This window comes from Streptomyces sp. CB09001 (assembly GCF_003369795.1).
Classification (GTDB): domain Bacteria; phylum Actinomycetota; class Actinomycetes; order Streptomycetales; family Streptomycetaceae; genus Streptomyces.
Genome location: NZ_CP026730.1, coordinates 4,141,014 through 4,166,639, shown reverse-complemented (window position 1 = coordinate 4,166,639; position 25,626 = coordinate 4,141,014). Strand labels below are relative to the sequence as shown.

The window sequence follows — 25,626 nt, the reverse complement described above, 5'->3', positions numbered from 1 at the left end:
GCGCGGCACGCCCGAGGACCGTCACTCCGTCGCTCCGTCACTCCGGGGCGTTCGGCGCGAGGCCGTCCCCGCCCTGGTAGCGCAGCAGCAGCATCGCCGCGTCGTCATGGTGGGGCCCCGCCGCATGCCGGACCAGGTCCTCGCGGAGGGCGTCCAGGGCACGGTGGATGTCGCTGTCCTTCAGGAGGTGGGCGCGCTCGGCGAGCGGATAGAAGCCGCCCCGCTCGTCCCGGGCCTCCGTGACGCCGTCGGTGTAGAGGAGCAGTTGGTCGCCGGGGCGGAAGGGCACCGGGAAGGGATCGGGGCCGGGCCCGCCGTGCGCGGCCAGGCCCAGCGGGAGGGCGTACGCGGGCGGCTCCGGGAAGTCGGAGGTGCCGTCGCCGTGGACGAGCAGCGGCGCCGGGTGGCCGTAGTTCAGGAGGACGACCCGGTGGTCGTGGCCGATCTCGGCGAGGATCGCGGTCACGAACTTCTCGTCCTCCAGCTCCCGGGCGACGCTGCGTTCGAGCCGTTCGCCGAGTTTGACCAGGTCCTTCTCGTCGTACGCCGCTTCCCGGAAGGCGCCGAGGACGCGGGCGGCGGTCTCCACCGCGGCCAGCCCCTTGCCCTGGACGTCGCCCACGATCACCCGGACCCCGTGCGGCGAGGCCACCACCTCGTACAGGTCGCCGCCGATCCGGGCCTCGGCGACCGCCGAGGTGTACGAGACGGCCGCGTGCAGCGGGCCCGCGGTCAGCGGCACCGGGCGCAGCAGGACCCGCTGGGCAGCTTCCGCGATCGAGCGCACGCTGGCCAGCTCCGCCTCGCGGCGCGAGCGCATCACGGCCGCCGCGATGCCGACGCCGGTCACACCGGCCACCGAGAGCATGGCGGTGTAGCCGCGGGGGCGGTCGAAGAGCCCGTTGTACATGCCGAGGCCGACGCAGAGCAGCAGTGCGGCCAGTCCGATCACCGCGGTGCGCCGCCAGCCGCCGACCAGTGAGCCGAACGCCGGGCCCAGCGACACCAGCGGCAGCAGACCCACCCCGGGGCCCATCGTCAGGTCCACGACGGCGACCACGGCCATGGCGGCGACGGGCATCCAGAAGAGCACCGCGGAACCGGACGTCGACTTCTTCACGGTCATGACTACTCCGGTGTCGCAACGCTCAAGAGCCGCCCTCTCCCTGTCCTCAGGCGTCCTCCCCAGCCTCTCACCCTAGGCAAGGGACGGTGCGCGCAGGAGTTTCCGGACGGTCCTTAACCCAATCGAGGCCGAGTCGCGCCCGCCGGACCACGTCACGCGGACCGCACGTCACGCGGACCGCACGTCACGCGGACCGCACCGCCGCCCGGGTCGGCAGCAGCCCGCCGTCGGGCGCGCCCCGCCGGCTCGCCGCCGTCAGCGTGAGCGTCACCGTGAGCGAGGCGACCGCCATCACGGACATGGCCGTCGCCGGTGAGGTGAACTGGGCCACCGTGCCCGCGAGGATCGCGGCGACGCCCTGCAGGGTGAGCATCCCGGCCGAGTGCAGCCCGAGGGCGTGCCCGGAGAGTTCGTCGGGGGTCAGGGCGACCAGGCGCTCCTGCTGTACCAGGCTCGCGCCGAAGCCCACCGACGCGAGGCCGACCAGTACGGCCGTCAGCGGCAGCGGCGGACGCAGGAAGAGGACCAGGTACGGAGCGGCCAGCAGCGCCAGGAGCGGGACGCCGAGCCGCGGGCGCAGCCGGGCGGGCAGCAGCCGGCCGACCGTCACGTCCCCGGCGAGCATGCCCAGCGCCCCGCAGGCGAACAAGGTGCCCGCGGCGCGCGGGTCGTAGGAGACGAACAGCGACTCGCAGCCCACGACGAGGCCGTTGGGGACCCACAGCGCCAGGTACACGTGACGGCGCGGACGGGCCGACCAGAGCAGGGAGTTGGCCCGCCAGGTGGCCCGGACCGAGGGGCGGCCGGAGACCCGGGGCGGGCGGCGGGTCAGGCGCAGGGCGAGGGCGGCCGACGTGCCGTACAGACCGGCCGCGAGCAGCAGGCACAGGCGCGGCGACAGCAGGGTCACCAGGACGCCGCCGGTCGCGTATCCGGCGATCTGCATGAGGCCGCTCATCATGTTGAAGAGCGAACGCCCGGTCAGGTAGCCGTCCTTGGCGAGGATCTCGGTCAGCAGGCCCCAGCGGACGCCGCCGCCGAGCGAGGCGATCAGGCCTTCGACGAGGACGATGACGAGCATCGCCCACACCGGCAGGCCGGGCAGCGCGAGGGCCGCGGTGGCGGCGGCGAAGGAGAGCGAGAGGCCCGCCAGCGTCGCGCGCGGCGGCAGCCGGTCGGCACCGGAGAGGAAGAAGGTGGCGCCCAGCACCTGGGCGAGCGCCGGGCCGAACATGCTGACCGCGGACAGCAGCGGTGATTCCGTCGCCCGGAACACCAGGGTGCCGAGCGCGAGCCCGCTCACCGTCTGGGCGGCGATGTTGGCGGAGGAGGAGAGGAAGAGGGGGCTGAACTCGGGGGTGCGGAAGAGGTCCGCGTAGGTCCTGCGGGGTGTGTCCGGCATGCGGGGAGTGTGGGGTGGGCGGAAGACCGGCCGGTATTGTTTCGCGTGGACGCGAAAGGTCACGAGGGAGGCGGAGGGGGACGACCGGATGGGCTGGTGGGAGATCAACGCCGACACCCTCGCGCGCGGCCGTTTCGTCGTCTCGCCGCTCGACGAGACCCTCGCCTGTCTGAAGATGCTGCACGCGGGGGTCGCCGGGCATCCCGGTGAGCGGGTCTGGCTCGACGCCCACCGGCCGGCCCACCTGCGCCGTATGGCGGCCGACCCGGTGGCCGCGCTGCTGGTGGCCTCGGGCCTCGGCCGGGAGTGGAACGCCGACTTCCTCACCCCCACCCCGGCCGAGGGCCAGAGCTTCGCGGACGGCGTCGCGCGGATCCGGGCGACCCGCCCCGACGTGGCGCGCGCCGACCTGGCCGTCTCGCTGGGGGGCAGGCTCCCGGCGGCCCTGGACCGCGACGACCTGCCGGAGCGGGCCGCCGCGCTCCTCGAGGAGGTCTGGGCGGAGGCGGTACGGCCGGACTGGGAACGGCGCCGCCGGGTGCTGGAGGCGGACGTCGTCGCGCGGACCGCGCAGGTGAGCCGGGGCGGCTGGGCGACGGTGCTGGACGCCCTGCGGCCCGGCACCCGCTGGCTGGGCGACAACCGGCTCCAGATCAACCTGAACCCGTACCCGCCGCGCGAGCTGTCCGGGGCCGAGCTGCTCCTCGTGCCGATCACCGCGCAGCGGCACGGCTGGGTGGCCTGGGAGGAGCCCGAACGGTACGCGATGGTCTACCCGTGCGCGGGCGCCCTCGCGGACGACGGCGCCCGGCGCGTGCCCGCCGCCCTCGGGGCCCTGCTCGGCCCGGCCCGCGCGGGCGTGCTGACGCTGCTCGGCACCCCCATGAGCACCAGCCAGCTGGTCGGCGTGACCGGGCAGGGCCTCGGGTCGGTCGGACGGCATCTGCGGGTGCTGCTCGACGCGGGCCTGGTGGAACGGCGCCGCGCGGGCCGCTCGGTGCTGTACTCGCGGACACCGGCCGGGGAAGTGCTCGTCGAGGCGGGCAGCGAGGGGAGCGCCGGGGCACCGGACTAGCATCCGGTGCATGACGAGCTCATCGAACACGCGGAACGACGACAGCCTGCCCCTCGACGTCGAGATCGGCGCCCTCCAGGGCGGGGCCGCGGACCTCTCCCAGTACACCGGCCGGGTCGTACTGGTGGTCAACGTGGCCTCCAAGTGCGGGCTCACCCCGCAGTACGCCGGTCTGGAGCGCCTGCACGAGCGGTACGCGGAGCAGGGGTTCACCGTGCTGGGCGTGCCCTGCAACCAGTTCATGGGCCAGGAGCCGGGCAGCGCCGACGAGATCGCCGAGTTCTGCTCGGCGACGTACGGGGTCACCTTCCCGATGACCGAGAAGGCCGAGGTCAACGGCGAGGGCCGGCACCCGCTGTACGACCGGCTGATCGGCTTCGCGGACGCCGAGGGCCACAGCGGGGACATCCGCTGGAACTTCGAGAAGTTCCTGATCGGGCGGGACGGCAAGGTCGCCGCCCGCTTCTCGCCGCAGACCGAGCCGGAGGCGGCCGAGGTCGTGACGGCCGTCGAGGAACGCCTCGCCGGTTGACCTTGCCCCTGGGGGAAGGCCGAGCCTCTCCGTCGTCGGGCGGAACAGCCGCCCGGCGACGGAGGACGACGACGTGGACGACGGCGTGGACGACGGCGTGGACGACGAGTTGCTGACCATCGGCGCGTTCGCCGCGCGGGCCCGGCTGTCGGCCAAGGCCCTGCGGCTGTACGACCGGCTGGGCCTGCTGGCGCCCGCCCACGTGGACGAGGCCACCGGCTACCGCTACTACCGCGCCGGGCAGGCCGAAAGCGCCCGGCTCGTGGCCCTGCTGCGCCGGCTGGACATGCCGCTCGCGCGGATCGCCGAGGTGGTCCGCGCGGACGGCGACCGGGCGGCCGGTCTGCTCGACGTCTACTGGGCGGACGTGGAGGCCCGGGTGGCCGGTCAGCGCACGCTCGTCGCGTACCTCCGTGGACGGCTGACCGGAAGGGATTCCGACGTGTACGGAAAGTTCGTGGTCGAGACGGTGGACGTGCCCGGGCAGGTGGTGATCAGCGAGACCCGGCACCTGCTGGCGGACGAGCTGCCGCCGTGGATCGGAGCCTCGCTGGGCCGCCTGGAGGAGGCGGCCCGGGGCTGCGGGGGTGTGACGGCGGCGCCGTACGTCGTCTACCACTCGGACGTGTCGATGGAGAGCGACGGCCCGGCCGAGTCCTGCGTGCCGGTCGCCGACGAGGCGGCGGCGCGGGCGTGGAGCGAGGAGCGGGGGCGGGCGTGGCAGACGCGGGTCCGGGTGGAGCCGGCCGGGCGGCTGGCCTACACCCGGATCACCAAGGCCCAGGTGGCGTATCCGCAGATCCTGGCCGCCTTCGGGGCGGTGGAGGAGTGGATCGCCGCGCAGGGTCTGACGGTGGCGGGGCCGTGCCGCGAGGTGTACTTCGCCGACTGGGAGGCCGCGGGTCCCGAGGACCCGGTGTGCGACGTGGCGTTCCCGGTGAGCTGAGCTGAACCGGGCCGGCGGGCGCCCTCTCGGCAAGGTCGGCGAACTGGTCGAGAGGGCTCCGTCGGTGGTACCGGCGGGAGTGACGCGTGGCGGCGTTACTCCTTGACCGAGGTCACGAAGGCGGTCCACGCGTCGGCGGGGAACGCGAGGACCGGTCCGCCGGTCACCTTGGAGTCGCGGACGGCGAGCGCCGCCACGACCGGTGACCGGACCTCGACGCATGCGCCGTTTCCTCCGGAGTAGGAGGACTTGGTCCACGATTCCTGGGCGCCCTGAAGAATTGCCATGTCTGCTCCGATGGCGAGTCGCGAGTGTGGTTTACGCCAATGACGTGTGATCTTTGGCGTGATCGACGCTACTCGCTGGCCTCTCCGTACGGAGCAGCCATTCACTCGACCGGATGGCATATTCCCGGCGAGTCTTCCAGTACATCGCGGCAGGGGTGTACCATGCCGCACCCCTCAGCGTGCGTATTCCTTCGCCACGTCCTCGATGCGCTGCCTCGACTGCTCCACGTTCAGGGCCTGGGCCCGCAGATGCTCGTACATCACCGTGTACTTCTGCACGTCCGGCGCCTTCTCCAGATACAGGTCGCTGGTCACGCCCTCGATGTACACCACGCTGGAGTCGGCCGTGTCCGCGAACTCCAGGATGGAGTACTGGCCGTTGATACCGGGGTGCGCCCCGACGTCGAAGGGCAGCACCTGCACGGTGATGTGCGGCAGCTGCGACATCTCGGCGACGTGCTCCAGCTGCTCCCGCATCACCTGCCTGCTGCCCACCGTCCGGCGCAGGCTGGCCTCGTCGAGGACCACCCACAGTCGCAGCGGGTTGTGGTCGGCGGAGATGCGTTCCTGCCGCCGTATGCGGACCTGCACGCGTTTCTCGACGTCGGCGACGGACGTCTCGGGCAACGCGCCCTGGATCAGGGCCTCGGCGTAGGGCCGGGTCTGCAACAGGCCGGTGATGATCTGCGGTTCGTAGGTCCGCAGCGACTCGGCGTCGGTCTCCAGGCCGATGTAGACGCTGTACGGGATGTCCCCGAAGGCGTGCCACCAGCCCTGCTGGCGCGAGTCCTTCGCCATCTGCATCAGCGAGTCGACGATCCGCTGGTCCTCGACCTCGTACACCCCGCACAGGTCGCGGACGTCCCGCTGGCTGATGCTGCGCCGGCCGTTCTCCAGGCGGCTGATCTTCGACTGCGAGACCAGCAGCCGCTCGGCGACCTCCTCGGCCGTCATGCCCTTGAGCTCACGGAGCCGGCGCAGCTCCTGGCCCAGCCGACGCCGCCTTACGGTGGGATTGACACTCGACGCCACGGGACGTGCACCTCCGGCTGCGTGACTCATACTTGCCACTTTGTGTATCTGCTGCTGAGCAGACTGCCACCAAGGTGCTTTCTACCGCTGGGAAACGGTCGATATGCGCCGCGTACACGCCAGTTCGGGGCGCCACCCCCGCATGCGGCCGCGTGGGGCGGCGGAACCTTTCCGCGGTCCGGGTAGGCCGGACGTGCGGTCGGCTCCGCCGCCCCACGCGGACCTGCGGCTCCCGTGACCGGGCTTGGGGACTGGCGGTGCGGCGGTGCTGTGGTGCGGTGCGGTGGTGTGCGATGTGTGCGTGGTGCGGTGCGCTCGTCGGGCTAGTGGGCCACCGCCCGCGCCATGGATCCGTGGCGCGGTTGCGCCGGAACACCGCGGGCGGGTTCCGGGGCCGGCCTGGCCCCCGGTCCCGGGGCCTGGCGGCCGGCCGGGGCCGGACTGCGGCGTGGCTGTGCCGCAGCGCCGTTCTGGACGTCCATCACCGCGTGCGCCACCAGACCGCCCATGGGGTCGTGCCTGATGAGGTCCCGCAGCCGGGACCGCGACGAGCGTCCTTCGTTGCCCGGGTAGAGGTGCTTGCCGAGTCCGACCGCGTGGGCCAGCGCGGCGAGCGCCGCGGTCCGCGGGTCCGGCGGGACGCCGGTGCGGATCGCCGAGTCCAGCCGGGCCTTGATCTCCCTGCTGATCGCCGTGTCCGTCGCCTGGTAGCGAGTCGTCGGCAGCACCCCGCACATCTGGCCCTCCACGGCATGCACCATGCCGCATCGCTCCAGATGCGAGAGATAGGTCTGGCGCAGCCCCAGGCGGGGCCCGCCGATCCAGTTGACCGCCCGTACGGGAGCGCCACGCCTTCGCAGCAACTCCAACGCGCAGTCGAGTGTTGGATCTCCTGTCGGCCGTGGGGCCACCACGGCGATACGATCCCCGTCTGGGGCTATACGTCCGGCCAGCGCCAGCTCCACCAGCTGTGCTCCGGCCAGACCGAGGTCGAGCGACTGCGGCTGTGCGGTGGTACCCGTGGTCGGGTCCAACGCCAGCAGCAGAAGCTCCTCCGGAAGTGTTCTGCGGCTCCTGCCCATCCATGCCTCCCCGCGTGGATGACAGACAGGGTGACCCCTCTCACATTGGTCTGTCGAGGGTGCGTGACCGCTTCGTAGTGGAACCAGTAGGTATGTCGTTCTCGTCTTCCGCGTGGGTTCCACCCGTACACAGGACACTGGTAAATGGTTTCGGTACGGGTTCGGCAGCGCGCACAGGACGTGCGGCGCATGGAGGAGGCATCGGTGGCGGGCGAGTCCCCCGACAGTTCGAAGCAGCGCGAGTCGTCGGAAGAACCGACGTCGGGGAGCGCGGGTCCGGTTCCCGAAGCCAGGACCGGGGCGGGCGAGCGGCGTGATCCGCGGCTGGCGGTGGCCCGGGAGGACGCGAAGCGCTCCGCGGGGTCCGCGGGGTCCGGGTCCGGTGGCGGCGTGGACACGGCCACCCGCGTGTTGTCGGTCCGTGAGCCGGAACCGGAACCGGAACCGGAGGCCTCAGGCGAGGACGACGCCGCCGGGGCGGCCGACGCGTCGTCGGACGCCCCCGCCGCTCCGGAGAGGTCCGAACGCCCCGACGGCTCCGAGGGCGACGCCGTGGCGCCCGCCGCGGGGAACGACGGCCGGCTCCGGGACGCCGTCGCGGCCTGGGTGGCCACCGCGGACGAGCGTGCCGCCGCCAACGCGCGGCTCGAGGACACGCCGGACGCGGAGGAGTCTTCGCGGAACGGCGACGAGGGCGACGAGGGCGAGGACACGGAGGCGTCCGAGGACACCGAGAGGGCCGAGCAGGCCGCCGGGGACGCCGCCGACGGCGCATCCGGCGCGGGCCCGGACGCGGGCTCCGCATCGGACGGGGACGAGAGATCGTCCGCCGAAGCCGACCCGGACACGGACACCGAAGCCGACGCCACCACCGCCTCGGACTCCGGCGAGGACACGGGCCCGGCCCCGGACCCGAAGGCGGACCCGGCCTCCAAGGCGGACCCCAAGCCGGCCCCCGACGCGCAGGCGGCATCCGACCGCGACCCCGACGGCGACCCCGACACCAACGGCGACGACGGCCCCGCCACAGGCTCCGACACGGACACAGGCCCGGCCCCGGACGCGAAGGCGGACCCCAAGGCGGCGTCCGGCCGCGACGGCGACTCCGACACGGACGCGGGCCCGGACCCCAAGCCGGGCCCCGACACGCAGGCGGCATCCGGCCGCGACCCCGACACCGACGACGGCGACGGCCCCGCCACGGGCTCCGGCGCGGACACGGGCCCGGATCCGAAGGCGGACCCCAAGGCGGCCCCCGACGCGCAGGCGGCATCCGGCCGCGACCCCGACACCGACACCGGTGACGGCCCCCCGCCGGTCGATCAGCCCACCGCCGTGTTCAAGGCGCCGCGGCTGGGCAGGCCCGCGGTCGACCAGCCGACGACCATGCTGAAGCTGGGGGACGCCGCCTCCGCCGCCAAGAAGGCCGGACGGAAGAGCGACGCCCCCGCGCGGCCCGAGGGCGACGCCGAGCGGACCAGCAAGTTCGTGGCATTGCGGAACCCGGACGAACCGGCGACCCGCAAGCCCCCGGGGTCCCAGACGCCCCCCGGCGACGCTCCGAAGGCGTCGCAGGCACCCCGTACGGGAGTGACCGCCGCCAGGTCGCACGTCGGGCCCGACCGGACCACGCAGCAGCCGCTGCCGCCCAAGCCGCCGCTGGACCTGCTGGCGGAGCTGACGAACACCCCGCCGCCGCCGGAGACCCCGCTGCGGACGACGGTGCGCCGGGTCAAGATCTGGACGCCGCTGGTCGTCCTGCTGGTGATCATCTTCGGTGTCGTGCAGTCCATGCGCCCGCTGCCCGCGCCGACCCTCGACCTCACGGCGCAGGACAGCTTCTCGTTCGACGGCGGCAAGCCGCAGATCCCGTGGCCCGAGAGCGGTCAGGCCGCGCTCGACGTGCAGGGCATCGGCTCGTTCGGTTCGTCCGGCGACCAGAAGCCGGTGCCGATCGCGAGCGTGGCCAAGGTCATGACCGCGTACGTCGTCCTGCGCGACCACCCGCTCAAGAGCGGCGCCGAAGGCCCGAAGATCAAGATCGACCAGGCGGCCGAGGACCAGTCGCAGGCCGGTCAGGAGTCGACGGTCAACGTCTTCGCGGGCGACTCGATCTCCCAGCGCGAGGCCCTGCAGGCCATCCTGATCGCGTCCGCGAACAACGTGGCGCGTCTCCTCGCCCGCTGGGACGCGGGGTCGGAGAAGGCGTTCGTGGAGAAGATGAACACCGCCGCCAAGGACCTCGGCATGACCAACACGACGTACACCGACCCGTCGGGGCTGAACAACACGACGGTGAGCACGGCCGTGGACCAGGTGAAGCTGGCCAAGGCGGCGATGAAGGATCCCGCCTTCCGCGAGGTCGCCGCGATGATGTCGTACAACGACTACAAGGGCGAGAACCACGGCAACTGGAACCAGTTGGTCGGTCACAACGGCGTCGTCGGCATCAAGACCGGCACCACCACCTCCGCGCTCGGCAACCTCGTCTTCGCCGCGCAGAAAAAGGTCGGCGGCGAGACCCGGACCATCGTCGGGGCCGTGGTGCGCCAGCCGGACGTCGGCGGGGGCATTCTCGCCGCGGCGCTGGACTCCAGCGACGAGCTGATCCGGGCCGCGCAGGACACCCTGCAGTCGTCGACGCTCCTGAAGAAGGGAAGCGTCGTCGGGTACGTCGACGACGGCCTCGGCGGCCGGACGCCGGTCGTCGCCACCAAGGACGTCAAGGCCGTCGGCTGGGGCGGACTGACCGTGAAGCTGACCTTCGACGCGGACGAGGTGCCGCACACCGCGAAGGCCGGTACCAAGGTCGGCACCCTCACGGTCGGCGACGGCGGCACCAGCGGCGCGGTGAAGGTACCGGTGGCCCTGGGGGACGACCTCGTCGAGCCCGGCCTGTCGGCCAAGCTGACCCGCCTGGGCTGACGTCCGGCCCGTCCGGGCCGCGGCGACACCCCGCGCTCCCCGCCCCCGCGGTCGTCCGGCCGCGGGGGCGTTCGCGTCCCCGGAGGTGCTGTGAGGGTCCCGAAAGGGAGGAGGCAGCGGTGCGGGGGCGCGTGCTAGCGTCGCCAAACGGGGCAGTCGCCGGTCGTGGGAACGGGACACGGCCCAAAGAAGAAGACGGGACACGGGGAGTGCCTTCAGGTGGCCACTGCGGAGCCGACACGCGCCGACGACGCCGATCCGGGTTCGGGAGCCGACCCGCGACCACGTGTGCCCGCGCCCCGCAGGGACGACGGTGAAACCCGGCCCGCCGGGCGGCGGCCTCCCGCCGAGCCGGAAGCGCCCTCGGCGGTGAACGCCGCCTTCCTGGCCCTGCGCGAGCGCATGCTGCGCCATCCGGTGCTGTCCGTGACCGCCCTGGCCGGGGTGCTCCACATAGTGTGGTTCTTCACGTTCGCGAACAGCGGCGGCGACCTCGCGGCGCAGGACGCGTGGGCCGAGTTCGTCGGCCGGCACCCGGCCTCGGCGTACAACCTCGCCTGGTACGGCGGCATGCACCCGGTGTCGTACAGCGTGATCTCGCCGTACCTGATGTCGGTGCTCGGCGTGCGCACCACGATGATGATCGCGGGCACGGTGTCGGCCGGGCTGCTGACGATGATCCTGATCCGCAGCCGGGTGGTCCGCAATCCGCTGTGGGCGTCGCTTGCGGGGCTCTTCGCGCTGCTGGGCAACGCGGTGTCGGGGCGGGTGACGTTCGGGCTCGGCATGATGTTCGGTCTGGGCGCGGTCGCCGCGGTGTTCTGCTGGCCCCACAGGTGGCGGCACGAGCGCTGGGCCAAGGGGCTGTGCGCGGCGCCGCTGGCCGCGCTGTCCACGATGGCCTCGCCGGTCTCGGGTCTGTTCGTGGGCCTGGTGGCGGTCGCCCTGTTCCTGCAGAAGCGCCGCCCGGGGGCCTGGGCGCTGGGTGTGGCCCCGAGCGTGGTCGTCGCGCTGTCGGCCGTGCTGTTCCCCTTCTCCGGCACGCAGCCGATGGGGTTCGGCTCGGCGGTGCTGCCGATCGTGTACGCGGGCCTGATCTACTGGTTCGTACCGAGCACCTGGAAGACGGTGCGGATCACGTCGGCGGTCTACGGCCTGTCCGTGCTGCTGGTCTGGCTGATCAGCTCGCAGATCGGCTCCAACATCACGCGGCTGCCGATGCTCTTCGCCGGGGTGGCGCTGGTGGCGGCGCTGCCTTTCACGGCGGTGAAGTCGCGCAAGTGGTACGCGCTGGTGGTCTCGATCGTCGGCTTCGTGGGCTGGATCGGCTTCAAGTCGGCCGACGACATCATCCACACCACGCCCGCCGCCTCCTGGGCGCGCGAGCTGGCGCCGCTCGTCAACGAGCTGCAGGAGGTCGGCGCGGGGCAGGGCCGGGTGGAGGCCGTGCCGGCGCGCTCCCACCGGGAGGCCTCGGCGCTCGCGCCGTACGTGAACCTGGCCCGCGGCTGGACCCGCCAGGCCGACATGGAGCGCAACCCGCTCTTCTACGACGACACGCTCAACTCGGCGAACTACCACGAGTGGCTGAAGCGCTGGGCGGTGCACTACGTGGTGCTGCCCAAGGGCGAGCCGGACGGCGACGGCGGCAAGCGCGAGCGGGAGCTGCTGCAGCGGGGCCTGCCCTACCTGAAGCAGGTCTGGGGCGACGCCAACTGGCAGCTGTTCCAGGTGCTCGACCCGACGCCGCTGGCGGAGCCCGACGCGGTCGTCCAGCGGGCCGAGCAGGACGAGTGGGTCATCGACGTGCGCAGGCCCGGCCGCGTCCTGGTCCGGATGCCGTACTCGCCGTGGCTGAGCCTCGTCGACGAGGACGGCAACAAGCTGGAGCCGCCCCAGGAGACGGAGGCCTCCAAGGACGCCCCGGAGGGCACGCCGAAGACGTACGACAACGTCAACGGCTGTCTGACGGAGACCGAGGAGACCGCCGACGGCGACGTGTGGACGACGCTCGTCGCGCCCGAGGCGGGCACCTACCGGCTGTCGGCGCCGTACGGGCTGAAGCGGGGCACGCCGTGCCCGGACGAGTTGAAGTAGCGGACCGGGCGGCCGGATCGAGCCACCGGCCACTCCCGCTGACGTTCATGTAGGTGAACACAGGTCAGCAAGCCGAACCTTTTTACTCCCTCTTGACCTTCCGCTTCCTTGTCGTGCCCGCGTCGCCGCACCAAAGATGAGCGGGCACTTCGCGGCCTGCCACGCCCCTACCCCGCTCGTGCGAAGTGCCAACCAGCTGAGCGGAGTTCACAAGGCGGACCCCGGAAGGGGGCACATGAACGGTCTCGACTGGTCCGTGCTCATCGGCTACTTCGCCGTCATGGTGGCGATCGGTGTCTGGTCGCACAAACGTGTCGACGACGTGAGCGACTTCTTCACGGCCGGCGGCAAGATGCCGTGGTGGCTGTCCGGCATCTCGCACCACATGTCCGGCTACAGCGCGGTGATGTTCACGGGCTACGCCGGCATCGCCTACACCTACGGCGTCACGTCCTTCGTGACGTGGTCGTTCCCCATCGCACTCGGCGTCGCCATCGGCTCCAAGCTGTTCGCGCCGCGCATCAACCGGCTGCGCTCACGGCTGCACGTGGCCTCACCGCTGGAGTACCTGAAGAACCGGTACAACCTGCCCACCCAGCAGGCGCTGGCCTGGTCCGGCATGCTGCTGAAGATCGTGGACGTGGCCGCGAAGTGGGCGGCCATCGCCACGCTCCTGTCGGTCTTCACCGGCATCAGCCTCAACCAGGGCATCCTGATCACCGGCGTCATCACGGGCATCTACTGCACGATCGGCGGCCTGTGGGCGGACGCGCTGACGGAGCTGGGCCAGTTCATCATCCAGTTGCTGGCCGGTGTCTCGATGTTCGTGGCCGTGGTCCTGAAGCTCGGCGACCACGGCGGCTTCTTCGGCGTCTGGGACGAGCCCGCCCTCCAGGGTCACGGAAAGCCGCTGGTCGGCCCGTACGGAACGGTGTTCCTGCTGGCCTTCCTCTTCATCAAGCTCTTCGAGTACAACGGCGGCATGCTCAACCAGGCCCAGCGCTACATGGCCACCCGCGACGCCCGCGAGGCGTCACGGGGGGCGCGGCTGTCGGCGGTGCTGTGGCTGGTCTGGCCCGTGGTGCTGTTCTTCCCGATGTGGATGTCACCGCTGCTGGTGGAGTCGCAGAAGTCGGACGGTTCCGACTCGTACGCCCTGATGACCGAACAGCTGCTGCCGCACGGGCTGCTCGGCCTGGTCATCGTCGGCTTCTTCTCGCACACCATGGCCATGTGCTCCTCGGACGCGAACGCCATCGCGGCCGTGTTCACCCGTGACGTCGCCCCGGTGCTGTCGAAGCGGGCGCGCGGCTGGGGGCAGCGGTCCGGGCTGCTGGCGGCCCGGCTGACGACGGTGATCTTCCTCGGTCTTTCGATGGCGGTGGCGACGCAGGTCGACTCGCCGACGTTCAAGGACATCATCACCGTCGTGATCAAGTGGGTCGCCGGGCTGATGGGCCCGATCGCGATCCCGATGATGCTCGGTCTGCTGCGGCCCTTCCGCCGCTCGGGCCCGACGGCGGCACTCACCAGCTGGGGTCTGGGTCTGGTCGCGTTCTGGCTGGTCAACTACCCGATCAACTGGAGCGTGGACGGCGGGGTGCCCCTGGAGTACCAGGTCTCCGTCCCGCTGGCGGTCTCGCTGGTCCTGTACATCCTGATCGGCTACCTGAAGCCGGAGGACACCCCGGAGCGGCTGGCGATCATCGAGCGCGTCAACACGGACGGGGACGACGACGCCTCCGGCGCGGCGGCCGCGATCCCGGCGCCCGCGGGCGGGGTGGACGACGCGGTGGGCCGCAGCCGGGTGGGCGACTAGGGGCAGCCAGGACCCGCCGGGGGAAGGGCGCTCGGCCGGTGACCACGGTCCTGGTCACCGGCCGTCCGGTTCAGCGCAGTTCCTGGATGCGGATCTGGTTGCCGGCCGGGTCACGGAAGGCGCAGTCCCGGATGCCGTACGGCTGCTCGGTCGGCTCCTGGACGATCTCGGTGTTCCCGGCGCGGACCTTCTCGAAGGTGCCGTCGAGGTCCTCGGTGGCCAAGAGGATCCACCCGTAGGTGCCCTTGGCCATCATCTCGGCGATGGTGCGGCGCTCGGGGTCGGTGATGCCGGGGTCCACGGCGGGCGGCGACAGGAGCAGCGAGACGTCCGGCTGGTCGGCCGGTCCGACCGTGATCCAGCGCATCTTGCCGTTCCCGACGTCCTTGCGGACCTCGAAGCCGAGGACGTCCCGGTAGAAGGCCAGGGACGCGTCCGGGTCGTCGTGCGGGAGAACGGTGGTGTGAATGCTGATGTCCATGGCTGCCACGCTAGCCGGGGCCCACGGGCCACCGCTTCTCGAAACGTGACCGCTATCCCCGCGGATACCTGGTCAGCCAGCCGGGGGACGAGCCCGCCGGTCCGTGCAGGGCGGGGCCCTGGGTCATCTCCATGGCGAAGTCGTCGGCCAGTTCCAGGACGGTCGGGCGGCCCTCCAGTTCGGCCAGCCAGGCCGGGGGCAGCGCCGTCTCGCCGTGCAGCGCGCCGAGCAGGCCGCCGGTCAGGGCGCCGGCCGCCGCCGAGGCGCCGTCGTGGTTCACGGCGAGCCGCAGCCCGTGCCGTACGTCCTCGCCGACGAGGGCGCAGTACACGGCGGCGGCGACCAGGCCCTCCGCCGTGCCCGCGCCGATCAGCCCGGTCACCCGGGCCGGGGTCGGCAGCCCCTGCCGTACGGCGCCCAGCGCGTGCTGCAGGGCGTCCGTCACGGGCTCGTGCCCCGGCCGGGCGACGAGCAGCGCCAGGGTCCGCTGCACGGCGGCGTCCAGGCTCTCGCCGCGCGCCAGCCCGTGCACGATCACGGCGTACGCGCCCGCCGCCAGGTAGCCGGTGGGGTGGCCATGGGTCTGCGCCGCGCACTCCACGGCGAGCTGGGCGACCAACTGCGGCTCCCAGCCGACCAGGAGCCCGAACGGCGCCGAGCGGGCGGCGGCCTCCGGGCCGCGCTCGCCGGGGTTCTTGGGCGCCTCGGGGGTACCCATCGTCTCGTCGCCGAGACCGAGCAGCAGCGCGCGCGGGGCGTCCCGGCGGACGTAGAGCCACTCCTCGTGGGCCAGCCAGCCGTCGTCCTTGCGCCGCAGGTCGGGCCCCCAGTCGCGCTGGGTGGCGACCCAGCGCCGGTAGGCCCGGTGCAGGTCGGTCGGCGGATGCCAGGCGCCTGTGTCGCGTCGCACCTGGGCCCGGATCAGCCCGTCGACCGAGAACAGGGTGAGCTGGGTGAGGTGGGTGACGGCACCCCGCCGGCCGTGGGCGGCGGCCAGGTCGGCCAGCCCTTCGGGGCCGTGCGCCTCCCGGATCGCGTCGAGGGCGAGACCGTCGACGGGTGAGCCGAGGGCGTCACCGACGGCCACACCGAGCAGCGTCCCGCGCACCCGGCTGCGGAAGTCCTGCTGCTCGGCCCGCCCCCAGACGGCACCGGCTGTCCCGCCCACCTGGACCTCCCTCGGCACCGTCCACACCACTGTCCGTACGTACGACGTCCAGCACTGTATGCGAACGGAGACGGTCGGTTCAGGGCCCGGGCGGGCGGGATCGGTGTGGAAACGCTCACGGCCGGGGTGGAGGTAGGTACACCCCTGTTCCGCCGCCTGGCCCCATCGAGCGGGCGGCCGGTTCGCGAAAGGCTCAAGGCGTTCCGAGAGCAGCCTTGTTGGAAGGAAACCCCGTGTCCGTTCGTCTTGCCGCCTCCGTCCCGTCCAAGCCGAGGAAGCAGCGCGGGCGCGTGCTGTCGGTGGTCGCCGCGCTCGCGGTCCTGGGCGGCGGCCTCGCCGCGACCGGTTCCCTGGCCTACGGCACCCCGGGCCACCCCGGTCATCGCGGCGCCGTCCTCGAGGGCGCGAAGGACCTGGTCCGCGAGGACGGTTTCCCCGCCGCACTGGTCGCCGACCAGGGACGTGACGGACGCGTCCGCGACTACACGGCGGGCACCGGCGACCTGGCGACCGGCGCGTCCGTGCCGGTCAACGGCCAGGTCAGGGCGGGCAGCAACACCAAGGCGTTCACCGCGGCGGTCGTGCTCCAGCTGGTCGGCGAGGGCAAGGTGAAGCTGGACGAGCCGATCGAGACGTACCTGCCGGGCCTCGTGCACGGCGACGGCATCGACGGCGGCCGGATCACCGTGCGCAACCTGCTCCAGCACACCAGCGGCCTGCCCGACTACGTCCAGACGCTGGGCCTGGACCCGTTCGAGGTCCGCGACACGTACTACAACCCGCGTGACCTGATCGACCTCGCCCTGAGCCAGAAGGCGGCGTTCGAGCCGGGCGCGAAGTGGCAGTACAGCAACACCAACTACGTCCTGGCGGGCCTGCTCGTCGAGAAGGTCACGGGCCGCCCCTTCGGCGAGGAGATCACCGACCGGATCATCCGCCCCCTCGGTCTGAAGGACACCTACTGGCCGGGCATCGGCGAGCGCGGCATCCGGGGCGCCCACCCCAAGGGCTACGCCGCCGCCACCCCCGGCGCGCCGTTGGAGGACATCACCCGCCTCGACCCGTCCCAGGCCTGGGCCGCCGGACAGCTCGTCACCACCCCGCGCGACCTCAACCGCTTCTTCTCCGCCCTGCTCGACGGCAAGGTCCTGGAGGCCGCCGAGCTGAAGGAGATGCAGACCACGGTCCCGGTCACCGAGGGCGCTCCCGCGCCCGGTACCGGCTACGGCCTGGGCCTCTTCCGCACTCCCCTGTCCTGCGGCGTCGAGCTGTGGGGTCACGGCGGCTCCATCCACGGCTACGAGACCTACGGCGGCGCCACGCAGGACGGCCGCGCGGCCACAGTGGCGACGACGGCCCTGTCCAGTTCGGTGGCCGCCGAGCCGGCCGACATGATGGCGGCCCACCAGCACGTCTTCGACGTGGTGGACACAGCGGTCTGCGAGTGAACGCGACCGCGCTCGTCCTGGTGACCCGGGGAGCCGGGCCCACGCCTTTACGCAGCCACCTGCGCCGGGAGGGGGCTCTGGCGGCAGTCACGGCAGCGGCCCGGTCGCGCGGCACGGAAGGCGCGTTCGCAGCCGTCGCAGGTCTGGAGGGGGTCGGGGCGGCGCAGGCCGGGAGCGGGAGTGCGGGGTGCGGGCAGGGCCGGGGGAAGGTCCGAGGTGAGACGGCGTTCCAGGAAGGCCGCCGGGTGACGGATCGGCTCCTGGGGCAGCCCGGCCGTCAGCGTCCGTTCCACGGCGGTCGGCGGTACGCCGCGCTCCAGCCAGGCCACGACGGCGGGGGCGAGGCGCCGGACGTCGCGCTCGGTCAGGAGCAGGCGTGAGTCGTGCACCCGGAGACGGGCGAGCAGTTCCGTCGCCACCGGATTCGCCACCGGGTCCGCCGCCTGTTCCGTCACCGGGGCATCCATCACCGGGCCGGGGACCGGGAAGGGCGGCTCGCCGACGACCGGCCGGGCGGGCTGCGCCGCCATCGCGAAGGCGGCGCGGGGCTTGTTGCGGGAGACCGTCCGGGTCACGACTCGCCCCGATTGAAGACGCTCCTTGGTGCGTGCGAGGTAGCCGTGCTCTTCCAACTCCCGCAGGGCGGCGGCGATCCGGATCTCGCCCTCGGGGAACTTGCCCGCCAGCGATTTGATCCCGACCGGTGTCCCGGCGGGCAGCGACTGGATGTGGACGGCCAGTCCGATCGCCGTCAGGGACAGCTCGGGATGCTGGAGGAGATGATTGCCGACCACGGTGAAGTGGTCGTGGTGGGGATGGTTCTCGTGCTCGACACCACCGGGGTGACGGCGGGACACGGGGTGCGAGGGCGCGCTAGGCTTCTGCTCAGTCATCAGGAAGGGTCCACTTCCTCGGTGATCAGGCCCTCGCAGTGGGACGCTATTCCCGGCGGGGGCCGAATCATGTCGGGGTCTGCTGCGGCTGACGCTGCACCATGAACGCCGCGCCACGCCAGCCGAGTTGTCGATGTTCACTCCGGAGGGTGACGAGCGGCGACGGCAGGGGTGGGTTCGGTTCTTTCCCCGGTTCTTTGGTCTTTGGCGTCGCGCCCGATCGGGTCACGTCCGGCCACGACCCGGTACCAGTTCGGCCCAGACGGTCTTCGCGGGAGCCGGTCCCGCATCGACGCCCCAACGGTCCGCGTACGCGGCCACGATGCGCAGTCCGCGTCCGCACTCCTCCTCGTCGGCGGCCGGGTCGGGGAGACACGGGACCCGGTCGCCCCGGGCGTCCGTGACCTCGACCCGAAGGGTGCCGCCGGGGAACAGGCGCAGGGTCAGCCGGAAGTCCCGCCCCGGCACCCGGCCGTGCAGCACCGCGTTCGCCGCCAGCTCGGCGACCACCTGCACCGCCTCCCCCGACGGCACGGACCAGTCGTCGAGTTGGCGTTCGGTGAGCAGGCGCGCGAGCCGGGCACCTCGCCGCGTCGCGGACAACTGGACTGCGAACTGAGGTGCGTTCATGCTGCCGCGCAGGGCCATTTCCTCCATCACGTCACCCAGCGTGGCCGTCCGTCCCTACGCTGAACAGCAACGACCTCGGTACCGAGCGTGACTGTCCGGATGCCCGCCGTGGTCGTACGTCTCGTACGCCAGGAGGGGAAGACATGGAGGACGAGGAGACCACGGCCGTGCTCAGGACGGTCGGGCGGCAGATCAAGATGTGGCGCGAGGCCGCCGGGCTACGGCAGGCGGAACTGGGCGCCGCCATCGGCTACGGCGAGGAGATGGTGTCGTCGGTCGAGCGAGGGCGACGCGTGCCCAAGCCGGACTTCCTGGACAAGGCCGACGAGGTGCTGGGCGCGGGCGGGAAGCTCGCGACCATGAAGGAGGACGTGGAGAAGGCCCGCTATCCGAAGAAGGTGCGGGACCTGGCCAAGCTGGAGGACGAGGCGGTCGAACTGGGTGCCTACGCGGGCCACCACATCCACGGGCTGTTGCAGACGCCCGAGTACGCCCGCGCGTTGTACGTGATGCGCCGTCCCGCGTTCACGGAGGAGGAGGTCGACCGCTACGTCTCCGCCCGCATGGCACGGAAGGTCGTCTTCGAGCGTGTTCCCCACGCCCAGCTCACCTTTGTCCAGGAAGAGGTGACGCTACGGCGCCCGCTCGGAGGCAGAATGGTGCTCCGACAACAGCTCGAACACCTGTTGGAGGTCGGAAGGTTGAGGCATGTCGAGATCCAGGTCATGCCGACGGACCGCGAGGACCACGCGGGGATGGCCGGGTCGCTGCAACTGTTGAAACTGCGGGGTGGCAAGGCGTTCGGCCACTCGGAAGCTCAGCTGCACAACCGAGTCATCACTGATCCACACGAGGTCCAGACCCTGGACTTGCGCTATGGGATCATCCGGGCACAGGCACTCACGCCCCGCGAGTCACTCGCCTTCATCGAGAAAGTCATGGGAGAAGAGACATGACCTCCGCCCTGGAGTGGTTCAAGAGCAGCTACAGCAGCAACGACGGCCCTGAGTGCGTGGAGGTCGCCATAGCCTCCGTCGACCCAACCGTCCACGTCCGCGACTCCAAGAACCCCGAGGCCGCCCGCCTCTCCTTCACCGACGCCTCCTGGACCTCGTTCCTGACGTTCACCAACAGGCAGGTGTAGCGGTTCAGGGATAGTGCTGCCATGGCCAACATCCCCCGCAGCACCCTTTTACTCGCCTCCACCGTGCTCACCGCGGTCCTCGCCCTCTACATCGCCCTCGTGGCCCTCGGGAACATCACCGACTTCGACAACAACCAGCAGTACGTGCATCACGTCCTCGCGATGGACACGACGTTCAAGGACGACGACCTGATGTGGCGGGCGATCACGAGCAAGGGGCTCCAGGACACCGCCTACGTGGCGATCATCGTGTGGGAGACCGCCGCCGCGCTCGTGCTGATCTGGGCGACCTGGCTCTGGATACGCCGGCAGCACGCTCCCGCACGGCGCTTCACCACCTACGGCACGCTCATGCTGATGCTGCTCTTCGGCGCCGGGTTCCTCGCGATCGGCGGGGAGTGGTTCGCGATGTGGCAGTCCGAGGACTGGAACGGGCTGGACGCGGCGACCCGGGTGCTCCTGTTCAGCGGCGTCGTGCTGATCGTGGCGCACCTGCCGTCCGGCGAGGCGGAAGCCACGAAACCACAGTGACCTACGAGACCACAGTGACCGTCGTGCCGGACGTGCCGAACTCCCAGAGCGCGTCGCCGTCCGCCTTGGGCAGCCGTATGCCGCCGGTCTTGGCGCCGTCGGCGGGCGGCGGCGGCGAGGAGCCGTCCACGGCGTTGGAGAAGGCGACCCAGACGCCGCCCTCCTGGGTGAAGTACATGATCTGCTCGACCCGGACCCCGTCGGAGCCCGTCGTCGGGTCCTGGCGGCGGGTGCCGACGCTGTACTTGCCGGGGTCGGGGTCGACCGTGCCCGGCCACACCTTGAAGGAGCGCCGGGTGGCGTCGCTGGCGTCGACCAGCCACACCCGGTCCTGGCCCACCGAGTAGACGACGCGCCGCCCGGTGCCGGAGCCCTCCGGCACCGGGGCCGGCGCGGTCTCCTTCGGCGTGGGGTGCGCCTCCGCCGACGCCGACGGCTTCGGCTTCGTCGCCACGGCGGTGGGGTGGGGCCCCTGGTCCGCCTGCACGGCCAGGACGGTCACCGCCGCGATCGCGCCCACGGTCAGACCGGAGACCCACGCCCATGAGGGAAGTAGGGCAGGCACGGGCACGCATCTCCTCAGCTACGAGAACCCCGACACGACACACCGGGGGCCCGATCATCGTACTGCGCGCCCGCCGCACTCCCGAAGCGCGAGCCCTCTAGTCCAGGACCGGCAGCAGCTCCGGCAGGTGTCCGTCCGAGTCCCGCGCCGCCCGCTGCCGCTCCTCGGGGACCGGGCCGTAGAGGGTGGTGCGCGGCTTCGCCGGGCGGTCCGCCGCGTCCGCGACCGCGATCAGGTCCTTGACCGACTTGTACGACCCGTAGGACGAGCCCGCCATGCGGGAGATCGTCTCCTCCATGAGGGTGCCGCCCAGGTCGTTGGCGCCGGAGCGGAGCATCTCCGCCGCACCCTCCGTGCCCAGTTTCACCCAACTTGTCTGGATGTTGGGGATGTGCGGGTGCAGGAGCAGGCGGGCCATCGCGGTCACCGCGCGGTTGTCCCTGAGGGTGGGCCCGGGCCTCGCGATGCCCGCCAGGTACACCGGCGCGTTGGTGTGGATGAAGGGGAGCGTCACGAACTCCGTGAAGCCGCCCGTGCGCTGCTGGATCCCGGCGAGCGTGCGCAGGTGGCCCAGCCAGTGGCGGGGCTGGTCGACGTGGCCGTACATCATCGTGGAGGAGGAACGGATGCCCAGTTCGTGGGCCGTCTCGATGACCTCGATCCACGTCGCCGTGGGCAGCTTGCCCTTGGTGAGGATCCAGCGGACCTCGTCGTCGAGGATCTCCGCCGCCGTGCCGGGGATCGAGTCCAGGCCGGCCTCCTTCGCCGCGGTCAGCCACTCCCGGATCGACATCCCCGTGCGGGTGGCGCCGTTGACGACCTCCATCGGCGAGAAGGCGTGCACGTGCATGCCGGGGACGCGGGCCTTGACCGCTTTCGCGATGTCGAAGTACGCCGTGCCGGGCAGGTCGGGGTGGATGCCGCCCTGCATGCAGACCTCGACCGCGCCCACGTCCCAGGCCTGCTGGGCGCGGTCGGCGACCTGGTCGAGGGAGAGCGTGTAGGCGTCGGCGTCCGTGCGGCGCTGGGCGAAGGCGCAGAAACGGCAGCCGGTGTAGCAGACGTTGGTGAAGTTGATGTTGCGGGTGACGATGTAGGTCACGTCGTCGCCGACCACCGACCTGCGCACGTCGTCGGCGATGCCGCACAGGGCGTCCAGCGCCGGGCCGTCGGCGTGCAGCAGGGCGAGCGCCTCGTCGTCCGTCAGCTTCGTGGGGTCCTCGGCCGCCGTGGCCAGCGCGGCGCGTACGTCGGTGTCGATGCGCTCGGGGACCATGCCGGGGGCGGCGGCCTCGCGCAGGGCGCCCCAGTCGCCGTACACCTCGTCGAAGTCGTCGCGGCGGTCGGACGTACGGCCCTCGGTGTCGATGGTGGCGTGCAGGTCGGTGCGGCCGGTGGCGGTGAACGCCTCGTCCGGTTCCTGCCACGGGTGGCCCTCGACCGTCGCGTCCTCGCGTGCCAGGCCCGTCGCCGGGTCGGCGAGCGCCGCCACGTGCGGGCGCAGGCGGGGGTCGAGCCAGGGCTCGCCGCGCTGCACGAACTCCGGGTACACGCAGAGGCGTTCCCGCAGCTCGAAACCCACTGCCCGGGACTTCGCGGCGAGTTCGTCGATCTGCGGCCAGGGGCGCTCGGGGTTCACGTGGTCGATGGTGAGCGGGGAGACGCCGCCCCAGTCGTCGATGCCCGCGCCGATCAGCCGCTCGTACTCGGCGTCCACCAGGTTCGGCGGGGCCTGGAGGCAGGCGGCGGGGCCCATGATGTGCCGGGCGACGGCGACCGTGGCGACCAGTTCGTCCAGTTCGGCGTCCGGCATGCCGCGCATCGCCGTGTCGGGCTTGGCGCGGAAGTTCTGGATGATCAGTTCCTGGATGCCGTGGTAGGAGCGGGAGACGCGGCGCAGCGCGAAGAGCGACTCGGCCCGCTCCTCGTACGTCTCGCCGATGCCGATGAGGATGCCGGAGGTGAAGGGGACCGAGGAGCGGCCGGCGTCCTCCAGGACGCGCAGCCGTACGGCGGGCTCCTTGTCCGGGGAGCCGTGGTGCGGGCCGCCGGGCTCGGACCACAGGCGGGTCGCGGTGGTCTCCAGCATCATGCCCATGGAGGGCGCGACGGGCTTGAGCCGCTGGAAGTCCGTCCAGGTCATGACGCCGGGGTTGAGGTGCGGGAGCAGCCCCGTCTCCTCCAGGATGCGGATCGAGATCGCGCGGAGGTAGGCGATCGTGTCGTCGTAGCCGTGCGCGTCCAGCCACTCCCTGGCCTCCGGCCAGCGGTCCTCGGGCTTGTCGCCGAGCGTGATGAGGGCTTCCTTGCAGCCGAGGGCGGCGCCCTTGCGCGCGATGTCGAGCACCTCGTCCGGCGACATGAACATCCCGTGGCCCGCCCGGCGCAGCTTGCCGGGGACGGTGACGAAGGTGCAGTAGTGGCACTTGTCCCGGCACAGCCGGGTCAGCGGAACGAAGACGCTCTTCGAGTACGTGATGACGCCGGGCCGCCCGGCGGCCTCCAGGCCCGCGTCCCGGACCCGGGCGGCGGACGCGGTGAGGGCGTCGAGGTGCTCGCCGCGTGCCTGGAGCAGCACGGCGGCCTCGGCCGCGTCGAGGGCGACGCCGTCCCGGGCGCGCTTGAGGGCGCGACGCATGGAGTTCTCGGTGGGCCCTGCGGGGTCGGCGGGACCGGTTCCGGAGGTCGCGGAAGTCGTCATCCTTCGAGCATACGAGCGGCGTGATCAGCGCGGGTGTCCCGTCCCTGCGACCCACCAGGCGGTTTCCGGTCCTCCATCCGTCTCCCCCCTTCCCTTGCCCCGCAGTTCACGGCTCAATACGAGGGTTGCACGCACCACCCCCTGCACCACCCATGCCATGTCATCGACGACACCTGGGGAGCAGCAGCATGTGCGAGGACGACCACGCCGGGATCGGCAGACGCGCGGTGTTCGTGACGGGAGCCGCCGCCGCGCTTACGTTGGCGACCGTGAGCTTCGCTTCAGCGGCGGGCGGTACGGGCCCGCGGACCAGAACCGTACGCGGCACCCTGCCGCCCGGCTCCCCCGACTTCGTGTACGTCCCGGTCGAGGTCCCCCGGGGGGTGCGCGAGATCCACGTCGCCTACACCTACGACCGCCCCACCGTGCCGGCCGGCACCCAGGGCAACGCCCTCGACATCGGCCTCTTCGACGAGCGCGGCACCGACCTGGGCGGCCGGGGCTTCCGCGGCTGGTCGGGCGGGGCGCGCACCGAGTTCTTCGTCCGCGCGGACGCCGCCACGCCGGGCTACGTCCCGGGGCCGGTGCGCGCGGGCACCTGGCACATCGCGCTCGGCCCGTACACGGTGGCCCCGCAGGGGCTGTCCTACGAGATCACGATCACGCTGACCCACGGCGAGCAGGGCGAGACCGTGCGGCCGGTGTACCCGCCCGAGCGGGCCGGGGGGCGGGGCCGGGCCTGGTACCGGGGCGACTGCCACCTGCACTCCGAGTACTCCGACGGCCGCTACACCCTCGCCGAGATCGCGGAGCTGGCGCGGGCGGCGGGCCTGGACTTCATCAACTCCTCCGAGCACAACACGCACTCGGCGCACGCGCACTGGGCCGAGTTCGCCGGGGACGACCTGCTGATCCTGCTCGGCGAGGAGGTGACGACCCGCAACGGCCACGTCGTCGCCCTCGGCACCGATCCCGGCACCTTCGTCGACTGGCGCTACCGGGCCCGCGACAACCGCTTCGGCCGTTTCGCCCGGCAGATCCGCCGCGCCGGCGGCCTGGTCGTGCCCGCCCACCCGCACGCCACCTGCATCGGCTGCAACTGGAAGTTCGGGTTCGGCGAGGCGGACGCGGTCGAGGTGTGGAACGGCGCCTACACGCCCGACGACGAGGTCGCGCTGGCCGACTGGGACGGCATGCTGGTCGCATCGGTGCGCGACGGGAGGCGGGACTGGCTCCCGGCGATGGGCAGCAGCGACTCCCACCGCTCCCCCGACGTGATCGGCCGCCCGCAGACCGTCGTCCTCGCCGACGACCTGACCCGCGAGGCGATCCAGGAGGGCATCCGGGCGGGGCGGTCGTACGTGGCCGAGTCGTCGAAGGTGTCCCTGTCCCTCACCGCGTCCGGCGGCCGGGGCGAACACGCCGGGATCGGCGAACGGCTGCGCGTGGACGCCGACACCCCGGTCACCGTCCGCCTGGAGGTGGCGGGCGCCCCGCGCTGCACGGTGCGCCTCGTCACGGACCAGGGCGTGCTGTTCACCGGTGATCCGCTGCCGGTGTCCGGCGCGGGCGTCTTCGAGTGGCGCACGACCGCCTCGTACGCGGCCTACGTACGGGCGGAGGTGCGGCACGAGGCGGCTGCGGGCCCGCTGCCGGGGGCGCTGGCGGCGTTCACCAACCCGGTCTTCCTGGGAAGTTAGGCTCCAGGGGCCACCGGGCTCCCCGGGACCGATCGCGGAGCC

The 25,626-nt window shown here is 72.1% G+C and carries 22 protein-coding genes; 11 read left to right on the top strand and 11 right to left on the bottom strand.

What is annotated here, in order from left to right:
- Window positions 1-37 precede the first annotated feature (37 nt).
- On the bottom strand, window positions 38-1,126 hold the full coding sequence (locus C4J65_RS19365; RefSeq protein ID WP_115743541.1) for a PP2C family protein-serine/threonine phosphatase: 1,089 nt from the start codon (window positions 1,124-1,126) through the stop codon (window positions 38-40).
- 184 nt (window positions 1,127-1,310) lie between these two features.
- A complete protein-coding gene (locus C4J65_RS19360; RefSeq protein ID WP_115743540.1) occupies window positions 1,311-2,528 on the bottom strand; it encodes an MFS transporter in 1,218 nt (405 codons plus the stop codon).
- Between the two features lie 88 nt (window positions 2,529-2,616).
- On the opposite strand from C4J65_RS19360, the gene C4J65_RS19355 reads away from it, so the two are divergent.
- The 3 genes from C4J65_RS19355 to C4J65_RS19345 all read left to right on the top strand — a co-directional run bounded on the left by C4J65_RS19355 (window position 2,617) and on the right by C4J65_RS19345 (window position 5,081).
- Entirely contained in the window at window positions 2,617-3,603 is a 987-nt protein-coding gene (locus tag C4J65_RS19355; RefSeq protein ID WP_115743539.1) for a winged helix-turn-helix domain-containing protein, read from the top strand.
- 10 nt (window positions 3,604-3,613) lie between these two features.
- On the top strand, window positions 3,614-4,135 hold the full coding sequence (locus C4J65_RS19350; protein WP_115743538.1) for a glutathione peroxidase: 522 nt from the start codon (window positions 3,614-3,616) through the stop codon (window positions 4,133-4,135).
- A gap of 73 nt (window positions 4,136-4,208) precedes the next feature.
- Window positions 4,209-5,081, top strand: coding sequence for a MerR family transcriptional regulator (locus tag C4J65_RS19345; RefSeq protein ID WP_115743537.1), 873 nt, complete (start codon window positions 4,209-4,211; stop codon window positions 5,079-5,081).
- Window positions 5,082-5,176: 95 nt separating this feature from the next.
- Here the strand turns inward: C4J65_RS19345 and C4J65_RS19340 are convergent, their stop codons facing one another.
- The 3 genes from C4J65_RS19340 to C4J65_RS19330 form a co-directional block, all read right to left on the bottom strand.
- The gene (locus tag C4J65_RS19340) at window positions 5,177-5,368 is read right to left on the bottom strand and encodes a DUF397 domain-containing protein (RefSeq protein WP_059301326.1); all 192 of its coding nucleotides are present in this window, start codon (window positions 5,366-5,368) and stop codon (window positions 5,177-5,179) included.
- 174 nt (window positions 5,369-5,542) lie between these two features.
- Window positions 5,543-6,400, bottom strand: coding sequence for a helix-turn-helix transcriptional regulator (locus C4J65_RS19335; RefSeq protein ID WP_162833249.1), 858 nt, complete (start codon window positions 6,398-6,400; stop codon window positions 5,543-5,545).
- 323 nt (window positions 6,401-6,723) lie between these two features.
- Window positions 6,724-7,482: a GPP34 family phosphoprotein gene (locus tag C4J65_RS19330; protein WP_007388668.1), complete on the bottom strand. Its 759-nt coding sequence runs from the start codon at window positions 7,480-7,482 to the stop codon at window positions 6,724-6,726.
- 189 nt (window positions 7,483-7,671) lie between these two features.
- Between C4J65_RS19330 and C4J65_RS19325 the strand changes: the two genes are divergently transcribed.
- From C4J65_RS19325 to C4J65_RS19315, 3 genes are all read left to right on the top strand, one after another.
- Window positions 7,672-10,407: a D-alanyl-D-alanine carboxypeptidase gene (locus tag C4J65_RS19325; protein WP_240330460.1), complete on the top strand. Its 2,736-nt coding sequence runs from the start codon at window positions 7,672-7,674 to the stop codon at window positions 10,405-10,407.
- Between the two features lie 219 nt (window positions 10,408-10,626).
- Window positions 10,627-12,504 carry an MFS transporter gene (locus C4J65_RS19320; protein WP_115743535.1) on the top strand — a complete coding sequence of 626 codons (1,878 nt, stop codon included), beginning with the start codon at window positions 10,627-10,629 and terminating at the stop codon, window positions 12,502-12,504.
- A 235-nt stretch (window positions 12,505-12,739) separates the two neighbouring features.
- Window positions 12,740-14,323, top strand: a complete 1,584-nt coding sequence (locus C4J65_RS19315; protein ID WP_115743534.1) for a sodium:solute symporter family protein — start codon at window positions 12,740-12,742, stop codon at window positions 14,321-14,323.
- 70 nt (window positions 14,324-14,393) lie between these two features.
- Here the strand turns inward: C4J65_RS19315 and C4J65_RS19310 are convergent, their stop codons facing one another.
- Complete coding sequence (locus C4J65_RS19310; RefSeq protein WP_115743533.1) at window positions 14,394-14,804, bottom strand: VOC family protein; 411 nt, start codon at window positions 14,802-14,804, stop codon at window positions 14,394-14,396.
- Between the two features lie 52 nt (window positions 14,805-14,856).
- The gene (locus tag C4J65_RS19305; protein WP_115743532.1) at window positions 14,857-15,972 is read right to left on the bottom strand and encodes an ADP-ribosylglycohydrolase family protein; all 1,116 of its coding nucleotides are present in this window, start codon (window positions 15,970-15,972) and stop codon (window positions 14,857-14,859) included.
- A 233-nt stretch (window positions 15,973-16,205) separates the two neighbouring features.
- Here C4J65_RS19305 and C4J65_RS19300 point away from each other — a divergent pair, with 233 nt between their 5' ends.
- Window positions 16,206-17,420, top strand: coding sequence for a serine hydrolase domain-containing protein (locus tag C4J65_RS19300; RefSeq protein ID WP_115743531.1), 1,215 nt, complete (start codon window positions 16,206-16,208; stop codon window positions 17,418-17,420).
- A gap of 47 nt (window positions 17,421-17,467) precedes the next feature.
- On the opposite strand, the gene C4J65_RS19295 is transcribed toward C4J65_RS19300, so the two are convergent.
- Together C4J65_RS19295 and C4J65_RS19290 are read right to left on the bottom strand one after the other, a co-directional pair.
- Entirely contained in the window at window positions 17,468-18,313 is an 846-nt protein-coding gene (locus tag C4J65_RS19295; protein WP_205351038.1) for a helix-turn-helix domain-containing protein, read from the bottom strand.
- A gap of 225 nt (window positions 18,314-18,538) precedes the next feature.
- Window positions 18,539-18,970: an ATP-binding protein gene (locus C4J65_RS19290; RefSeq protein ID WP_115743530.1), complete on the bottom strand. Its 432-nt coding sequence runs from the start codon at window positions 18,968-18,970 to the stop codon at window positions 18,539-18,541.
- 116 nt (window positions 18,971-19,086) lie between these two features.
- Here C4J65_RS19290 and C4J65_RS19285 point away from each other — a divergent pair, with 116 nt between their 5' ends.
- Genes C4J65_RS19285 through C4J65_RS19275 form a run of 3 tightly spaced genes read left to right on the top strand, consistent with a single transcriptional unit; the run spans window position 19,087 to window position 20,618 of the window.
- Complete coding sequence (locus C4J65_RS19285; RefSeq protein ID WP_115743529.1) at window positions 19,087-19,899, top strand: helix-turn-helix transcriptional regulator; 813 nt, start codon at window positions 19,087-19,089, stop codon at window positions 19,897-19,899.
- Window positions 19,896-20,087 (top strand): DUF397 domain-containing protein, encoded by a 192-nt coding sequence (locus tag C4J65_RS19280; RefSeq protein ID WP_115743528.1) that lies wholly within the window; start codon window positions 19,896-19,898, stop codon window positions 20,085-20,087. The genes C4J65_RS19285 and C4J65_RS19280 overlap by 4 nt, the downstream gene beginning before the upstream one ends.
- A gap of 21 nt (window positions 20,088-20,108) precedes the next feature.
- Complete coding sequence (locus C4J65_RS19275) at window positions 20,109-20,618, top strand: DUF2165 domain-containing protein (protein ID WP_115743527.1); 510 nt, start codon at window positions 20,109-20,111, stop codon at window positions 20,616-20,618.
- A 1-nt stretch (window position 20,619) separates the two neighbouring features.
- On the opposite strand, the gene C4J65_RS19270 is transcribed toward C4J65_RS19275, so the two are convergent.
- Both C4J65_RS19270 and C4J65_RS19265 read right to left on the bottom strand, forming a co-directional pair.
- Complete coding sequence (locus tag C4J65_RS19270; protein WP_162833248.1) at window positions 20,620-21,183, bottom strand: hypothetical protein; 564 nt, start codon at window positions 21,181-21,183, stop codon at window positions 20,620-20,622.
- Window positions 21,184-21,280: 97 nt separating this feature from the next.
- Entirely contained in the window at window positions 21,281-23,884 is a 2,604-nt protein-coding gene (locus C4J65_RS19265; RefSeq protein ID WP_115743525.1) for a bifunctional FO biosynthesis protein CofGH, read from the bottom strand.
- A gap of 188 nt (window positions 23,885-24,072) precedes the next feature.
- Between C4J65_RS19265 and C4J65_RS19260 the strand changes: the two genes are divergently transcribed.
- A complete protein-coding gene (locus tag C4J65_RS19260) occupies window positions 24,073-25,584 on the top strand; it encodes a CehA/McbA family metallohydrolase (protein WP_115743524.1) in 1,512 nt (503 codons plus the stop codon).
- Window positions 25,585-25,626 lie beyond the last annotated feature (42 nt).

Coding starts and splice junctions, on each gene's coding strand:
- C4J65_RS19330 (WP_007388668.1), bottom strand. CDS start 7,482: ATGGGCAGGAGCCGCAGAACACTTCCGGAGGAGCTTCTGCTGCTGGCG.
- C4J65_RS19295 (WP_205351038.1), bottom strand. CDS start 18,313: ATGACTGAGCAGAAGCCTAGCGCGCCCTCGCACCCCGTGTCCCGCCGT.
- C4J65_RS19365 (WP_115743541.1), bottom strand. CDS start 1,126: ATGACCGTGAAGAAGTCGACGTCCGGTTCCGCGGTGCTCTTCTGGATG.
- C4J65_RS19285 (WP_115743529.1), top strand. CDS start 19,087: ATGGAGGACGAGGAGACCACGGCCGTGCTCAGGACGGTCGGGCGGCAG.
- C4J65_RS19340 (WP_059301326.1), bottom strand. CDS start 5,368: ATGGCAATTCTTCAGGGCGCCCAGGAATCGTGGACCAAGTCCTCCTAC.
- C4J65_RS19350 (WP_115743538.1), top strand. CDS start 3,614: ATGACGAGCTCATCGAACACGCGGAACGACGACAGCCTGCCCCTCGAC.
- C4J65_RS19260 (WP_115743524.1), top strand. CDS start 24,073: ATGTGCGAGGACGACCACGCCGGGATCGGCAGACGCGCGGTGTTCGTG.
- C4J65_RS19290 (WP_115743530.1), bottom strand. CDS start 18,970: ATGGAGGAAATGGCCCTGCGCGGCAGCATGAACGCACCTCAGTTCGCA.
- C4J65_RS19355 (WP_115743539.1), top strand. CDS start 2,617: ATGGGCTGGTGGGAGATCAACGCCGACACCCTCGCGCGCGGCCGTTTC.
- C4J65_RS19310 (WP_115743533.1), bottom strand. CDS start 14,804: ATGGACATCAGCATTCACACCACCGTTCTCCCGCACGACGACCCGGAC.
- C4J65_RS19280 (WP_115743528.1), top strand. CDS start 19,896: ATGACCTCCGCCCTGGAGTGGTTCAAGAGCAGCTACAGCAGCAACGAC.
- C4J65_RS19315 (WP_115743534.1), top strand. CDS start 12,740: ATGAACGGTCTCGACTGGTCCGTGCTCATCGGCTACTTCGCCGTCATG.
- C4J65_RS19265 (WP_115743525.1), bottom strand. CDS start 23,884: ATGACGACTTCCGCGACCTCCGGAACCGGTCCCGCCGACCCCGCAGGG.
- C4J65_RS19360 (WP_115743540.1), bottom strand. CDS start 2,528: ATGCCGGACACACCCCGCAGGACCTACGCGGACCTCTTCCGCACCCCC.
- C4J65_RS19275 (WP_115743527.1), top strand. CDS start 20,109: ATGGCCAACATCCCCCGCAGCACCCTTTTACTCGCCTCCACCGTGCTC.
- C4J65_RS19325 (WP_240330460.1), top strand. CDS start 7,672: ATGGAGGAGGCATCGGTGGCGGGCGAGTCCCCCGACAGTTCGAAGCAG.